Raw genomic sequence first — 15,250 nt, 5'->3', positions numbered from 1 at the left:
CGCCCCGAAGGTGGCCTCGCCGTCACAGCCAACGCCCCGCAGTACGAACGAGTGTGAGTACGTTGGCTTGGCACTCGTGCCGTGTCACCGAACTCTCCACTGAACGCTCCACTGAACGCTCCACTGAACGCGGAGGCGCCAGGCAGCGCGGTTCAACCGTAGATCGTCCTTGCAGCGATGCGAACTCCGACTGCCAACGGGGCAGTCGAGAAACGAGCGTGAGAAAATTTCAGTTGACGTTTTTGGTGTGGCCCTCCCAGAAAGGCTCACGCAGCTTGAACTTCTGGAGCTTTCCGGTGGCGGTGCGGGCAAGTTCGTCGCGGAACTCGACCTTCTTGGGGCACTTGTAGCCAGCGAGCTTGGTTTTGGTCCAGGCGATCACGTCGGCTTCGGTAACCGAACTACCGGGTGTGGTGACGACGAGTGCGGTGACGAGCTCGCCCCACTTCTCGTCGGGGATACCGATCACGGCGACCTCGGTGATGTCAGCGTGCTGGAAGATCGCGTCCTCGACTTCGATCGACGACACGTTCTCACCGCCCGAGATGATCACGTCCTTCTTGCGATCGGCGATCGTCAGGTATGACTGGTCGTCGATGAAGCCGCCATCGCCAGTGTGGAAGCAGTCGTCGTAGATCGCTGCCGCGGTTTGGTCGGGCTGTTCCCAGTAACCGTCCATCACCACGTTGCTGCGGGCGGTGATCTCGCCGGTTGCGGTGATGCCCATCGTGCAGCCGATTGCCGGGACCCCGGCACGATTCAACTTCGTTGCCCGCTCGGTCGGTGTCAAATCATCGAACTCGGCACGCGGGCTGTTGATTGTCAAGAGGGGAGCCGTCTCGGTGAGTCCGTAAATTTGATGGAAAGTCCATCCGAGTTCGGTCTCGGTGCGCTCGATTGTCTTCGTTGGCGGCGGTGCGCCGGCCACGACGATGCGGACGCGGCCGCGGCCAGGGATCGGCTTGCCGGCGGCAGCGAGTTCGGCCGCAGCATCGAGAATCAAGTTGAGCACGGCAGGTGCACCGCACATCAGCGTGACTCCGTGTTCCTCGACGCGACGGAGGATGTCGTGGCCGTCGATCTTGCGCTGGATGATGTGCTTGCCACCCATGCCGCTGACGGCGTACAGCATGCCCCAACCGTTGCAATGGAACTGCGGCAGCGTGTGCAGGTACACGTCACGATCGTTGACGCCCATGTGCCAACCGAACGTCGAGGCGTTGAGCCACACGTTGCGGTGAGTGAGCTGCACGCCCTTTGGCCGCGCCGTGGTACCGGAGGTGTAGTTGATCGTCGCGGTGGCATCTTCGTTGCCATCCCAAGCAGCTGGCTCGGTGTCGAACTTCATCAACACCGCATCGCTTTCGGTGCCGATGATCAGCTTCGTTTCGCACTCGACACTCGCCAAACCCTCAGCGAGTTCGGGGTCGATCAGCAGCACGCGGGCGCCGCTGTGCTCCATGATGTACTTGATCTCTTCGGCGACGAGTCGAAAGTTGATCGGCACGAGAACTCGGCCGGAGCCCGAAACGCCGAACAGTGCAGTGAGTAGCCGTGCGGAGTTGTGGCTGACCATGGCAACTCGCTCGCCCACGCCGATACCCATCGCATCGAGCCCAGCGGCCATCGCTCGCGCCCGTTTCGCCATCTCGCCATAGGTCATTTCACCCCACGAATCGGCCGGTTGATCGGGCTCGTCGACGACCGCAACCCGGTCGGGATAGACGAGCTCGGCTCGGTTCAAGAAGTCATTGACGGTGAGTGCGACCTTCATACGAAGCACACTATGGCAGCAGTCACACATGGTCCGAACTGCGGTGTTCGGTCAGGTCAGGCAACCACTTCTCGGTAGCACTCGACGGTGGCATCGGCGGTGGTTTCCCACGAACATGCCGCAGCCCGCTCGGTGCCGAGCCGGACGAGTTGGGGAGCATCGTCGAGTGCCGTGCGGAGTCCTGCAGCGATCGACTCGATGTCGGCTGGGTCGATGAGCACTGCGGCGCCGCCGGCGGCTTCTTCGGTTGCCGTGCCGCGACTCGTGACCACTGGAGTGCCATGTGCCATTGCTTCGAGGACTGGCAGGCCGAACCCTTCGTGCAAGCTCGGGTACGCGAACACCGAGGCCGTCCCGTACAGCGCACTGAGGACATCCGCTGCCACGTGGCCGAGGAACCTGACGTCGGCACCGGGAGCAAGAGCGGTGTCGCCCCAACCTGGCGCGCCGGCGACAACCAGTGGCATGTCGATCATTGCTGTCGCTGCGGCGAGCGCGGCGAGGTTCTTGCGCGGCTCGACGGTCCCGACGAACAACACGAACTCGTCGGGCAGCAGGAGCGGCCGGAGGGTTTTCTCAAAGGCCTTGGCATCGGTGACGAACGTGTTCACACCCAAGGGCACGACGCGAATCGCGCTGGCAGCGAAGCCCACGTCAATGAGCTCACCTTTGGTCACCTCGGTCGGACAGATGACCAGGTCGGCGGACCGGCAGCGCTCCAACCCCCGGGTCATGACCTTGACACCGTGGCTGGTGAAACGTTCGGGGGAGTGCATGAAGGCAACGTCGTGAACAGTTACCACGTGGGGTGAGCGAGTGGCTGCTGGGATGATTGTCGTCGAATGGCAGAGATCGACCGGGCCTGTGGCCTGCTCGACCGATGGCCACTCAAACCGGTTCCACGTCTCATAGAGCCAAGGCCGGGCGAGTGGCAGGTGCTTGACGGGAGTCGGTGGTTCGAACCCTGACCCGGGAGCGGCACGATGCCTGCCGGCAACACCGACCAAGTCGATATCAGAACGTACGGCCAGTTGCTTGGCGACTTCGAGCGCCGCTACAGCGGTGCCGCCTGGGACGTCATGCCAGCACTGTTCCAATGTGTAGGCGACACGCAGCTGATCTGACACCGACCCATCATGCCAACCAGGACGGTCACCTGGGCGCGACCAACGGCCAGGGTCGGTTTCGTTCCATCGTGAGGGCGAGGTCGAGCAGGAGTGGCTCGGAGAAGTGGCGGCCGACGATCTGTAAGCCGATTGGCAGACCATCGAGGGTCCCGGCAGGAACGGAAATCGCTGGATTGCCATGAAGGTTGGCGGGGAGCGTGAGTTGCCCGTTGTTGCCCATGCCGGCCTCGATGCCACCGAACACAGAAGCCAGCGGACCTTCGGCGTTGAAGGCGACGTCGGGGTTCGATGCGGTGATGACGAAGTCGACGCCCTCGACTGGGTCGAAGATCTTCGCCATTGCCTCGTTGACCTCCATGCGCCGCTGCTCGATGCGTGACCGACCCGTTTCGGAATACTTGTCAGCTGTGGTGGCGAGGCCGTACGCCATTTCAGGGGTGAGCTGATCGGCGCACGCGGGATAGCGATCACCGAGCTGCGCGCGAATCTGAATCATGCCGGAGATCGACCATGCGCCGCCCATGCGCGGGACGTGGGTGTCGACGTCGTCGGTCCGGATGAGCCCACAGTCGGCGATCAGCTGGGTTGCGGCCTCGTCCAGGAGTTCCCACATGATGGGTGAGACCACGGCGCCTCCCCAGTCGGCGGCAACGGAGACTCGTGCACCGCGCAACGTGTCGAGGTGCGAGCCGAGTTCGCGTTCCCACCCCTCGACTGGCGGCAGGCTGAGCGGGTCGGTCGGATCATGGCCGTTGGTGACGTCGAACCAGCGGGCGGTGTCGCGCACCGATCGGGCCATGCACCCAGTCGACACCGTCATGTTGCCGTATGTGGTTTCCGGCCCGAGCGGAATGCGACCGAACGTGCCCTTCAACCCAACGAGGCCGGTGAAGCCGGCCGGGATGCGTATGGAGCCGCCGCCATCGCCGCCAGTAGCGATGGGAAAAATGCCGCCGGCCACAGCCGAGGCCGAGCCGCCAGAGGAACCGCCCGGTGTCTTGCCGTGCTCCCAGGGGTTATGCGTGGCACCGTGCAGCACAGTGCGCGTGAGGTTCACGCCGCCGAACTCGCTGGCTGTGGTCTGGCCGGCCAAGACTGCTCCGCCCCGTGTGACGATGCGTTCGACCATCGTCGATGTCGTGGAAGCGATCTCGTCCTTGAACGCGACGCAGGCCTCGGTGTCGGGCCACCCTGCGACTCGTGTCAGTTCCTTGACCCCAATGGGCACTCCGCCGAAGGGCTTGCTGACGTCGGCAACCCGGGCAGCGGCAGTTGCTGCCTCTCGGTCGGTGAAGCACACGGCGTTGAGTTCGCTGGCATCGATTGCTGCATGCACGGCCTCGAGTTCTTCGAGTGGGGAGCGCTCGCCGGCTCGAAACGCGTCGATCAGGCCAACCGCGTCGCCCTGCCAAGTGTCGTGTGATGTCATCAGTCGACAATAGAGCGGACATGGTCGATCGTTCCGACCGGCCGGGGGCGAACAAGATGTGCGGGGCGGTCAAAGAGTCGACCGGCACGAGTATCGGAGGGTTGCGATACCGGTCGGCATCGGGCTGAGTCGCTACGGTCGGCGGCATGGCTCTTCCACACCGTCCCGGCATGACCGTTCCGCTTCCCGGACCGTTGCATTCGCACGCTGCAAAGCTCACCGAGCTCGCCGACATGGGCTACACCGATATCTGGTCAGCCGAAGCCGATGGGGCCGACGCGTTTACGCCCCTCGCTCTGGCAGCGGCGTGGGAGCCACGGCTGCGGCTCGGCACGGCGATTGTGCCGGCCTACACCCGCTCGCCTGCATGTTTTGCGCAGAGTGTGGCCTCGATGGCTGACGCCGCGCCCGGCCGGTTTGCGATCGGTATTGGATCGTCAAGCAACGTGATCGTCGAGCGCTGGAACGGCGTTCCGTTCGAAGAGCCGTACAAGAAGGTGCGCGACGTGGTCCGCTTCCTGAACGACGCATTGAGCGGCGAGAAGGTGAAGCAGGCGTACGACACGTTCGAAATCGACGGTTTCCGCCTCGCCATTCGCCCGGAACAGAAGCCGCAAGTCCTCGTCGCTGCACTCCGTGAGGGAATGCTGCGACTCGCAGGCCGCGAAGCTGACGGTGCAATCATCAACTGGCTGTCGGCAAACGACGTCGCCAAAGTTGCACCGATCGTCACCGAGGCTGCCGGCGGCGATGAGCGCGAGATCGTGGCGCGAATCTTCTGCTGCCCGAGTGAAAACACCGATGTGGTTCGCGCTGCAGCGCGGTACGCCATTGCGGCCTATCTCAACGTGCCGGTGTATGCAGCGTTCCACGAGTGGATGGGTCGTGGTGAACAGTTGCAGGGCATGTGGGATGCCTGGAAGGCCGGAGATCGCAAGGCCGCGCTCGCCGAGATTCCGGATGAGGTCGTCGACGACCTCATCGTGCACGGGTCACCCGAAGCGTGTCGTGCGCAGATCCAGGCGTACTTCGACAACGGCGTGACCACCAGCAGCTTGGCGATCTTGCCGTTCGACCCGGAGCTCGATCACTGGCAGGCCGTCAAGGACCTCGCACCGAACGCAAGCTGAAAAGTTCAGTTGAAGTCGGGCCGAAATTGGGCCGATCAGGCGGCTCGGTGGGTGCGAGCCGCCAGAGTGATGACGTTGCTGTTGTTTCGAGTGGCCTGACGCTGGGCGAGCACCTGGCGAATCTCGGCGACGTGGCGCCGACCGATTTCGCGAGTGTCTTGGCTGAGCTGGAACCGGACGCTGACCGTGGGGACGGAGCTGACGTCGGAGAGGAGAGTGAGCTGCTGGGCGTCGGATGCGTTGTTCATGGTTCCCATTCTGAACACGACCTGTCACAGAGTTAGGCGGCACCTCTGAGCAGGCATTTTGTGGTTTTCAACTCAGCGCGAGCACGCCGATTCCGCCGACAACACCCGCAATTCCGACGATCTGCCACCAGTGCAGCGTGTCGTCGTCGAATGCCGCTGAGAGAGATGACGACACCACCGGGAACATCGACGTGGTCACGGCGACCGAGCCAAGCGAGCCGCGTTGTGTGCCGAGAACGAATGCAATGATCCCGGCCCCACCGAGGACCCCTGACAGCAAGGTGATTCCGAGCAGCGGACGCGCCGGCACCTTGGGAAGCGACCGTGCTGTAGCAATGGCAAATATTACGACGAGGGCCGTGATGCGCTGAACAAACGGCGCCCACACACCCGAGTCGTCGCCAGACTCGCCGATGAGCGTTGTAGAAATGCCCCAGAGCACAGCGGACACGAGAGCAATTCGGATCCCTCGACTGTGCTGCTCGGTCAGGCCGGGGGAATACATGACGACGAGCAGCGAGAGCAGGGCGATGATGATCCCGACTGCGATCGAGGGCGACAAGGTCGCCCCGAAAGCAAGATCCCAACCGAACGGAACCAGTGCGGTGCCCAGCACGACGAGCGGGCCAGCGACCGCTGCCGACGACGCGGCCATTGCCTCGTACAGCGTCACGAGTGCGAACCCGACGAAGAGTCCCGAAGCGACACCGAGCACGAGGTCACGCGTGGCGAACTCACTCGGGATGACAGCGAGGCCCACCGAGGCGACTGCCACGCCTCCGACGAGCGCGCCACCGACGACGGTGACGGCGTGTGAGCGGCGTGTGCCGTAGCGCCCGAGAAAGTCTGAGCAGCCGATCAATACGGCTGCGAGCGCGCCGAACAGGATTGCCATGGGTCAATCGATCACCGAGTACACATCGCTCAGAGACGGGCGACTCAGTAATACGCTTCGAAGTCGCCGAGGTTGGAGTAGATCGTCTTCCACTGCGTGAAGTGGTCGAGCGTGACGAGCCCGTTCTCGCGACCGTACCCCGACTGCTTGTACCCGCCGAATGGGATCGACGGTGGAAGGTCGTTGTAGCTGTTGATCCACACGTTGCCGGCCTCGATCGCATTGGCAACGCGATGCGCACGTGCGAAGTCACGCGTAAACACAGCTCCGCACAGGCCGTAGTTGGTGTTGTTCGCCCGGCTGAGTGCCTCTGCCTCGTCGTCGAAGGGGAGGACCGACATCAACGGCCCGAACACTTCTTCCTTGACGAAGACCATCTCGTCGTCGCAGTCGGCGAAAATCGCCGGTGTGATGTAGTTGCCGTCGGCGAGTGCTGCGTCGTCGGGGAGGGAGCCGCCACACACGTGACGTGCCTCGCTGGCCAGCGCCGCGTTCATGTAGCCCATCACCTTGCTGTGGTGCTCACGGCTGATGAGTGGGCCGACCATGACTTCTGGGTCGAACGGGTCGCCGATTTTCAGTGCTTCGGTACGCGGCCCGAGCTTCGCGACGAACTCTTCGTACACCCCGCGTTGCACGAACACTCGGGTGCCGTTCGAGCAGACCTCGCCAGCCGAGTAGAAGTTGGCAACGAGGGTGGCGTTCACCGCATTGTCAAGGTCGGCGTCGTCGAACACGATGATCGGGCTCTTGCCGCCCAGTTCGAGTGTGACGCCCTTGAGCGTCGAGGCGGCGTCGGCCATGACCTTCTTGCCGGTGCTGACTTCACCCGTGAGTGAGATTTTCGCAATGCCTTCGTGGCGCGACAGCATCTGGCCGACTCGGTAGTCGCCCTGGACGACGTTGAACACGCCGTCAGGCAGGCCAGCTTCGGTGTACACCTCTGCGAGCTTCAAGGCCGTGAGCGGGGTCAGCTCGGCTGGCTTGAAGATGAACGAGTTGCCACAGGCAAGAGCAGGAGCCGACTTCCACATGGCGATTTGGATCGGGTAGTTCCATGCGCCGATGCCGGCACAACCTCCGAGTGGCTGGCGCTTGACCGAGGCGAACCCGTTGGGCGGAAAATCGAAGTGCTGGCCATGCAGCGTCGAGACCAACCCGGCGTAGAACTCGAGCTGGTCAGCCCCGCTGGCGATGTCGACGGTGGTCGTCTCCGACAGCGGCTTGCCCGAATCGAGGGTCTCGAGGTGGGCGATCTCATCGTTGCGCTCGCGCAGGATCTGAACTGCCCTGAGCATGATGCGGGTGCGCTCCATGGCAGGCATCATCGACCACACCTTGAAGCCGGCCTGAGCGGCTTCCACCGCAGCGTCGACGTCGGCCTGGCTGGCCTGCTGGACCTCGCAGATCACACGGTTGGTGGCCGGGTTGATCGTCTGAAAGGTCTCGCCTGAGGTGGCGTCGACGTACCTGCCGTTGACGTACAGCTGTTGGGTCGGAAGTGTGGTGGAAGCGTTTACGAACTCAGTCATCGCCGTTGGACGCTACTTGGTCTCGTTCGCCCACGTTTCCCCGCCTCGACTTACTGAGCTGCTCTCGGTCCGTTTTGGCTATCCAACGGAACGATCAACGGAACGGGCAACGGGAATCTCGGGTAATTCTGAGGCGGAAAACGCGGCAGGGCGTCCCGAGTTCCACCTGAGAGCGGGGTTGCGATGAGCTGTTACGGAGTCGGCGCGGTTGCTCATGCCAGATCACGGTGCCGTGCGGCCGGATCTTGGCAGTAATAATCTTTCAGTTCGCGATACAGAGCTGGTTCGTGTTCGCAGAGATCCAACGGACGGTTGAAGAACACCTCCGTGGCGACCGCAAAAAACTCAGCAGTACTGGTACCGGCGTAGTCGCGCAGAACCGGTGAACCTTCTGCTCGAACTGTCTCGTAGGCAGCGGTGCACACATCGACCCACCGCTGCCGAGCATCGGCGTCATTGAGCGGAGGTGTGCCATCAACGGTGCCGTCGAGCATGTCGAGCCGGTGTGCGAACTCGTGGTACACGACGTTCTGGCCGCGATCCGGAAACTTGGCGCCGTGGCGCGTTGCTGCCCACGAAAGGAGCACCGGGCCTTGGTAGTGCGCCTGCCCAGCGATGTAGCGGGGGGAGGTGGTGAAGGTGCCCGCGCCGGTGGAGTGTGTGCCGCGGAGTCGGACGTTCGACGGGTGCACGATGACCGAGCTGACATCGTGCCACTCGTCGATGTCGAGGCCCAGGAGCAGCATGGATGCCTGGGCGGCGATCATCACCTTGATCTCTTCGGTCAGTTCGAACCGGTTCGCGGCTTCCCACCGCATCGCGTGGACGAACCGGGCAACCAGCAGTTCCATTCGAGCGAGCTCGTCAGGTTGCAGCGTCGACCAGTGTTGGAAGCCGCTGCTGAGGATGACGTTCCAGCTCGGGTCGAAGATGGGTTCCGGCCTGGACAGCCGGGCTCTGAGCCAATCAAACACGTCGGGTCAGGTCAGTACGTCGGCCGGTATCGGGCCGTTGCGCACAGCGTCCGGGACACGGTCTTCGCCACCGAAGTATTCGGCAAGCCGCCGGTCGGCGTCATCGCCGAAGAGAATGATTGCTACTTCGCGCAGACCGGCAGAGTTACGTATGTCCTCGTCGCGAACGACCAGTTCGATCTTCGAGCGGCGACGCATGAAGTCTTCGAGCTTGGTGATCATCTCGGAGTCTGCTGCCGAGTACAGCTCAGCGCGGAGATAGTCGGCCGAGCCCATGATGTCTTCGGCCATCTTCGGATCTTGGCGAATCTGTTCGAGCATGGCGAAGGCTCGGCGCCCGTATCGGCGCCAGAGGCGGTCGCTCAGCGGCTCGGTGTCGGGCTTCTCTCGAAGGTCGTCCAAGCGCATCAGGCGGGCCTGGCGGAAGAACTCTTTGCGAGTCGCCTTGGCCGGCTCGCCGTACCAGTTATGGAGGTCTTTCTCGAGCGGAACACCCAGCGCCTCAATCTCGGCAGCGACCTCTTCACCGACGTTCAAACAGTCGGTGAGCTTGCCACCGAAAATCGTGACGATGCGCTGATCGGTGTCGACCTCGACGGCATGTTTGCGGCTCAGTTTGGTCCAGTCGACGTCTTTCTGGTCGCCCTTGCCAACAGCGACAACCAGTGGTCGCACACCACTGCGTTCGGCGATGATGTCGTCTTTCGTCAGCGGCGTCGCGAGGTCGAGTCGGGCGTTGATCTGGCCGAGGAGGAAGTCGATGTCGTCCTGGTCGACCTTGGTGAACGGAGTGTCGACACGGGTGTCGGTGGTGCCGATGACAGAACGTCGGCCCATGGGGATGACGTAGAACAGCCGCTCGGTGTCGTCGTAGAACGCAAGTACCTTGTGATGGCGGCTTGTCGTGATCCGCGGCACGACGAGGTGGATGCCCTTTGAATAGACGATGCGGTGTTCGGTGTTGAGGCCCCATTGCTGGTTGGTCTCGTCGACGAACGGACCTGCAGCGTTGACAATGGTGGTGGCGGTCGTGGTCAACTGTTCGCCCGTGTCGGTGCAGCGCAGCGTGGCGACCCACTTGTCGCCGACTCGTTTGGCAGACACCATCTCGATGTAGTTCGCCGCGGTTGCGCCGGCTTCGATCGCCGAACGAACGAAGCTGAAGACGAACCGGGCGTCGTTGTCGACCAGGATTCCGTCGCGGTATTCGATGCCTCCGGCCACCGTGTCGGTATTGATCGCAGGCTCTTCATTTTCGATATCGTCACGACTCAACAGGCGCGGGTACCTCGTACCGAAAAGCCCAATAATCCAGTAGCCGAGTGCGCCGAAGGCAGCAAACCATGGCTTGTAGGGGCCCTTTTCGTCGAGGGCTGCGTAGAAGCCGATCTGGCGAATATTGTCCCGGTAGGCCTTCATCAGGCGGTTGCGCGACAGGCACAACTTGAAGACCAGCCAGAGTTCGTAATTTTCCAGGTACTTGAAGCCACCCCAGACGAGGTTGGACGACGCCTGGCTGGTGAAGCTGGCGAAGTCGCCGCGATCGATCAACGCGACGTCGGCCCCACGGCCTGCGAGCGACGCGGCCGTGACTGCACCGTTGATGCCTCCGCCAATGATCAGGGTGTCGAACGTCCCGCCGCGCATCCGGTCGATGTGGGTCGAGCGCAAAGACATGTAATAAGGATACGGGGCTGGCAGAGGTCGGCGCCCGCGGTGCTCGCAAACGTTCGACCCGGATCAGGGGTCTGCAACCAGGGAGTGGTTGGGGAGTGGTTGGTGTTCAGCCGGCCTGAACAATCAGCACAGACAGAACCACGCTGGCCACGCCGACGGCGACTGGGACTGCGTAGGTTGCCCACTTTGGCATCGGCTGGTGGTTGGGAGCCAGCATCACTGTCGCACAGAGGGCGCCAGCCGCAGCGCCACCGAGGTGGCCGCCAATGGAGATGCCCGGGATGATGAACGTGAGGAACAGATTCAGCAGCAGGGTGCTCCCGATGCTGGTGCGGAACGGGTTAACGCCTCTGCGCCACATGCCCATTGCAGCAGCAGCCATCAGGCCAAAGACGGCACCCGAGGCGCCAGCGGTGAGTCCGCCGCTGTCGAGCAGTATGACGCCCAACGATCCGCCGAACAGCGAAGCCAAGTAGAGCAGTACAAATCGGACTCGGCCGAGCGGCTGTTCGAGCATCGGCCCCAGGATGTAGAGGAAGTACATGTTGAGGCCGATGTGCAGGATGCCGAAGTGCATAAAGCCTGAGGTGAGTAGGCGGTACCACTCACCGGTGACCTCAAGGGCCTGTTTTGACACGGCGAAGTTGATGTGGACGTCGGTCACACTGCCCGAAAGCGCACCGCCGTCTTGCGTGAACACGAGCACCGCAACGAAGACAGCGACGTTGATGCCGATCAAGGTCATCGTCACCAGGCTGGGCTGCCCAGCCGACCAGAATTTTGCCCGAGTTGCGATGTCGGGGCGGGCCGACTTGACGCAGTCCGCGCAGTGACTTCCGACCTGCGCCTGGACGAGACAGTCGTTGCAGGCCGACTTGCCGCAGCGCGTGCAGCGCCGACCGGCGGGGCGATCGGCGTGGCGGTAACACATTGCCGGTTGTCCCAGTGGAGCCTTCGAACCAGGGTTGGTGGGAGGGCCGCTCGGCTGCGGCAGACCGGATGAACCGGAGCTCGGCGGGGGCGGAGGAAGTGGCACGACGTCAGCGTACCGATCTGGCTCAGTCAGCTGATCTCACCCTGACGAAACGAACGGGTAACTATTCAGTGCTGTGGCAAGTTCGGTCCGTTCCCGCGATGCCGAACGCATCCGCGAGGCGAACAGCACCGACCGGCCGTTGTTGCTCTCGTTGTTGGCCGCAGATGTGAGGTGTGATGTGCCGAAGCAAAAGAGTGTGCCGAATGAAAATGGGTCGGTTTGTCAACGTCCGAACGTGCCGATCACGTCTGCTGACGCGATCGAGACAGTTTGAACAAAGACCAGGAGGTCTTCTGCAGAAGTGCCACCGGCCAGTTCAACCTGCTGGTTGAGCGCGTACACCGTGAATTTGTATTCGTGGATGCCCGAACCGGCGATCGGGCACGGTGCAGAGAAGCCGACTTCATTGAACGATGTCGTGGCTTGGATTGCTCCGAGCGGGACGTTCGCTTCGATCAGCGAGATGTCGTTGGGGTTGATACCGGCGATCAACCAGTGAATGGTTGGTGTCGCCGATGCGACGGAGTCATCGATGACCGAGACAGCCAGTTCAACGGCGCCAGCTGGTACGTCGGCCCAGCTCAGCGCCGGTGAAATGCCTTCGCCATCGCAGGTGTGTCGCGTATCGATGCTGGCACCGTCGAGCCAGGGTGTGATCAGCTGAAAATTGCCTGCGCGAGGGGCTGGCAAAATCGGTTGCTCGCTGAGCACGGGATCTTCGAGTGGGAGCAACGGCAGGGTGCCAATGCCCTCGCGAGGGAGTTCGGTCGTGGTTGCTGGGACGGTTGGTGGGGGAAGCGTTCCCGTTGGCTCTCGGAGGGTTTTGCCGTCTCCGGTGTCGCACGCCGCAAGGGTCAGGCACCCGATGATGATCGCTGTACGCCTCCCCACAGGCACTGAACTATAGAGGAATCGAGTTGGGCCCAAGCATCAGCCCGGAACTGGCCGGTTGCATGGGTTACTGGCCCTGATGAGGGGTACCCGTCGCCGATACCCTGGCGGAGTGGCTGATCGTCTGACGCTCCTGACCGTCCATGCACATCCTGACGACGAGGCATCCAAGGGTGCACCGACGCTGGCGATGTACCACGAACAGGGAGTTCACACGGTGCTGGTGTGTTGCACCGGCGGCGAAGAGGGCGATCTACAGAATCCGTCACTGCGCGAAGAGGGCCAGCCGTTCCACGGTCTCGAACCGGAACAGGAGCGCGAGCTCGTCGCCTCGATGCGCGAAGCCGAACTCGCAGCGTCTGTTGACGTGATCGGTTTCGACGAATTGGTGATGCTCGGCTACCGCGACTCCGGCATGGCTGACACCGAGCCGAACAATCATCCCGACTGCTTTCACCAGGCTGACCTCGACGAGGCTGTCGGCAGACTCGTCGCCATCATCCGTCGCACCGGGTCACAGGTGATCATCACGTACGGTGACGATCAGGCTGGCTATCCGCATCCTGATCACCTGCGGGTCCACGACATCTCCGTGCTTGCATTCGATCGTGCGGGCGACCCCGACTGGTACCCCGAACTCGGCGAGCCGTTTCAGCCGTCGAAGCTGTACTACTCGGTGTGGACCAAGACTCGGATTCTCGCTGTGCACGAAGCGATGATCGAACACGTCGGTGAGTCGCCCTTCTCCGACGAGTGGCTGGCCCGCGACGGCCAGGACCACCGGGTCACGACCAAGATCGACTGCACCGACTTCCAGTGGGCTCGCACCGGCTCGCTCCGTGCGCACGCCACGCAGGTCGATCCGAACGCTGGCTGGTGGTTCGGGCTCACCGACGAACAACTCTCGGTTGCCTACCCGTGGGAAGACTGGATTTTGGCCCGCTCGATGGTTGGCCCGATTCCTGCGAGCGACACCGAGCGCGATCTGTTTGTCGGCGTGCGCGAGAGTGTCACCTCATGAGCGTGCAGTATCGAGTTGTCGTTGCCAAGAAAGACGAACGCATCGATGGGCCTGACGACGCCGACATCGTGTTCACCATTGCGGTGGTCGATGCAGCTGCTGAGGACTTCGATCCGACGGTCGCATTCATGCGTGGCAAGTTGAAGGCGGCCGGTCACACGGGGCAGATTCTCGACCTGCTGAAGTCAGGCGAGGCCACAACTGCCATCACGGCACTCGCCTCGACCGTCTAGCTCTGCCCCGTCGACGTCATTGCCTTCCGTTTACGCGCGCATGAGGCTGCGCAGGTCGCGGAAGCCGATCATTACCGCGCCAGAATCGGCGAGCGCCGTTCGTAGTTCGTCGCTGGTGACGAGTGCGAGGTCGGCAATCCAGCCGTCAGCATCCGGGCCGGCGAACGCTCGGACTTCAGGCGTATCGATGGCCGGCTGGATGTGAATTTCGGTGACGCCCGGTTGCAATGAGGCAATGGCGTCAAAGACGCGAACGCGGCTGCCTGCACGCCAGTCGTTGTCGAAATGATCGGGGAAGATGACGCCTTCGTCGGCAGCGAGCTGACGAAACGGAAAGCCGGCCTGTGCCGCGCTGACAGTTGAGGGCAGCCGAATGGGGAGTCGGTATTCCTGGGCGAGCTCGAGGTAGACGTCGAAGAACTCAGGCCGCAGCGTGATGGCAGAGAGATGTGGAGCGAGATGGGTGACATCGACGCCCCACGCCATCGCGCGCTCGATCTGCGCGCGAAGTTCGCGAAGTACTTCGGCCTGGTCGGCGTGTTCCCACAGATCGGTGAGTGAGCGAGGGAAGCCACCTTCACCTGACAGCAGCGACGGTGAGTGCGTGATCGGACCCCATCGGTAACAGCTGTGTTCGGCATTGAGTGTCAGGTGGACGCCGATGTCGTCGTCGGGCAAGACGTTGTTCGCAGCGTGGCACGCCCACGGTGCGGGGACCATCAACGATGCGCACGTGGCGGCACCGGTGTGAATTGCTTCGAAGACGCCCATGTTCGAGGCGTGGCTGGATCCGAGGTCATCACACGAGAGGATGACGAGTCGGGTATCAGCGGAATGTCCGAGGCGTTCGGCAAGGGAGTTCACGTGAGCCACGGAGTGCACGCTAACGCCTCACCCGCTGCAGGCGGCCCAGATGCCAGCGTTGTCGGCCTCGGCAGCTCGGGCGGCGTCGGCGAAGAGTTCGGCGAATGCCTCGTTGGGCGGGATGGACATGGGTTGTGCGAAGCCTTGGCGCATGAGCTCGTAGTTGACGAAGATGCCGTCATTGGCCCGATAGACGTAGCCGAGGATGCGTCCGTAGTCGTCTCGGTTGACGATGTCCCGTTCGATGTACACCGGGGTGCCGACTGGAAGCAACAGTTCGGTAAATGCGCTGGCCTCTGGCCCGAAGCACTCGATCGGCGAGTTGTGCTTCTTCGTCTCCGGGGTGTCGATCCCGATGAGCCTGATGCGCTCTGTGCGCCCGTCGATGAGGACGTCGACGGTGTCGCCGTCGATCACGT

Annotated in this window: 15 protein-coding genes; 3 read left to right on the top strand and 12 right to left on the bottom strand. The window is 62.7% G+C overall.

Going from position 1 to position 15,250, the window contains the following annotated elements; genetic code table 11:
* Nucleotides 1-229: 229 nt before the first annotated feature.
* The 3 genes from ACH2EI_RS13815 to ACH2EI_RS13805 are packed head-to-tail and all read right to left on the bottom strand — an operon-like array spanning nucleotide 230 to nucleotide 4,330.
* Nucleotides 230-1,774: an AMP-binding protein gene (locus ACH2EI_RS13815; protein WP_395154610.1), complete on the bottom strand. Its 1,545-nt coding sequence runs from the start codon at nucleotides 1,772-1,774 to the stop codon at nucleotides 230-232.
* A gap of 56 nt (nucleotides 1,775-1,830) precedes the next feature.
* Entirely contained in the window at nucleotides 1,831-2,901 is a 1,071-nt protein-coding gene (locus tag ACH2EI_RS13810) for a glycosyltransferase family 4 protein (RefSeq protein ID WP_395154609.1), read from the bottom strand.
* 25 nt (nucleotides 2,902-2,926) lie between these two features.
* Nucleotides 2,927-4,330 carry an amidase gene (locus ACH2EI_RS13805; protein ID WP_395160461.1) on the bottom strand — a complete coding sequence of 468 codons (1,404 nt, stop codon included), beginning with the start codon at nucleotides 4,328-4,330 and terminating at the stop codon, nucleotides 2,927-2,929.
* Between the two features lie 146 nt (nucleotides 4,331-4,476).
* Here ACH2EI_RS13805 and ACH2EI_RS13800 point away from each other — a divergent pair, with 146 nt between their 5' ends.
* Entirely contained in the window at nucleotides 4,477-5,460 is a 984-nt protein-coding gene (locus ACH2EI_RS13800; protein WP_395154607.1) for an LLM class F420-dependent oxidoreductase, read from the top strand.
* Nucleotides 5,461-5,495: 35 nt separating this feature from the next.
* Here the strand turns inward: ACH2EI_RS13800 and ACH2EI_RS13795 are convergent, their stop codons facing one another.
* From ACH2EI_RS13795 to ACH2EI_RS13765, 7 genes are all read right to left on the bottom strand, one after another.
* On the bottom strand, nucleotides 5,496-5,708 hold the full coding sequence (locus ACH2EI_RS13795) for a hypothetical protein (RefSeq protein WP_395154606.1): 213 nt from the start codon (nucleotides 5,706-5,708) through the stop codon (nucleotides 5,496-5,498).
* Nucleotides 5,709-5,775: 67 nt separating this feature from the next.
* Entirely contained in the window at nucleotides 5,776-6,603 is an 828-nt protein-coding gene (locus ACH2EI_RS13790; RefSeq protein WP_395154605.1) for an EamA family transporter, read from the bottom strand.
* Nucleotides 6,604-6,647: 44 nt separating this feature from the next.
* Entirely contained in the window at nucleotides 6,648-8,135 is a 1,488-nt protein-coding gene (gene betB, locus ACH2EI_RS13785; RefSeq protein ID WP_395160459.1) for a betaine-aldehyde dehydrogenase, read from the bottom strand.
* A 212-nt stretch (nucleotides 8,136-8,347) separates the two neighbouring features.
* Complete coding sequence (locus ACH2EI_RS13780) at nucleotides 8,348-9,109, bottom strand: zinc-dependent peptidase (protein ID WP_395160457.1); 762 nt, start codon at nucleotides 9,107-9,109, stop codon at nucleotides 8,348-8,350.
* Between the two features lie 6 nt (nucleotides 9,110-9,115).
* Entirely contained in the window at nucleotides 9,116-10,786 is a 1,671-nt protein-coding gene (locus ACH2EI_RS13775) for an FAD-dependent oxidoreductase (protein WP_395154602.1), read from the bottom strand.
* A gap of 106 nt (nucleotides 10,787-10,892) precedes the next feature.
* The gene (locus ACH2EI_RS13770) at nucleotides 10,893-11,531 is read right to left on the bottom strand and encodes a rhomboid family intramembrane serine protease (RefSeq protein ID WP_395154601.1); all 639 of its coding nucleotides are present in this window, start codon (nucleotides 11,529-11,531) and stop codon (nucleotides 10,893-10,895) included.
* 513 nt (nucleotides 11,532-12,044) lie between these two features.
* The gene (locus ACH2EI_RS13765) at nucleotides 12,045-12,713 is read right to left on the bottom strand and encodes a YbhB/YbcL family Raf kinase inhibitor-like protein (protein WP_395154600.1); all 669 of its coding nucleotides are present in this window, start codon (nucleotides 12,711-12,713) and stop codon (nucleotides 12,045-12,047) included.
* A 112-nt stretch (nucleotides 12,714-12,825) separates the two neighbouring features.
* Here ACH2EI_RS13765 and ACH2EI_RS13760 point away from each other — a divergent pair, with 112 nt between their 5' ends.
* Complete coding sequence (locus tag ACH2EI_RS13760; RefSeq protein ID WP_395154599.1) at nucleotides 12,826-13,734, top strand: PIG-L family deacetylase; 909 nt, start codon at nucleotides 12,826-12,828, stop codon at nucleotides 13,732-13,734.
* Nucleotides 13,731-13,967: a hypothetical protein gene (locus tag ACH2EI_RS13755; RefSeq protein ID WP_395154598.1), complete on the top strand. Its 237-nt coding sequence runs from the start codon at nucleotides 13,731-13,733 to the stop codon at nucleotides 13,965-13,967. Before ACH2EI_RS13760 ends, ACH2EI_RS13755 begins: the two co-directional genes overlap by 4 nt.
* Nucleotides 13,968-13,997: 30 nt before the next feature.
* On the opposite strand, the gene ACH2EI_RS13750 is transcribed toward ACH2EI_RS13755, so the two are convergent.
* Nucleotides 13,998-14,840, bottom strand: a complete 843-nt coding sequence (locus ACH2EI_RS13750) for a carbohydrate deacetylase (protein ID WP_395154597.1) — start codon at nucleotides 14,838-14,840, stop codon at nucleotides 13,998-14,000.
* An 18-nt stretch (nucleotides 14,841-14,858) separates the two neighbouring features.
* Nucleotides 14,859-15,250 (bottom strand): thermonuclease family protein (locus ACH2EI_RS13745; RefSeq protein ID WP_395160455.1); only part of this gene is annotated, 392 nt, incomplete at its 5' end.

The sequence above is a fragment of the Ilumatobacter sp. genome, assembly GCF_041688325.1.
Lineage (GTDB): Bacteria > Actinomycetota > Acidimicrobiia > Acidimicrobiales > Ilumatobacteraceae > Ilumatobacter_A.
The sequence above is the reverse complement of the archived record's forward strand: the minus strand, read 5'-3'. Positions and strand labels throughout refer to the sequence as shown.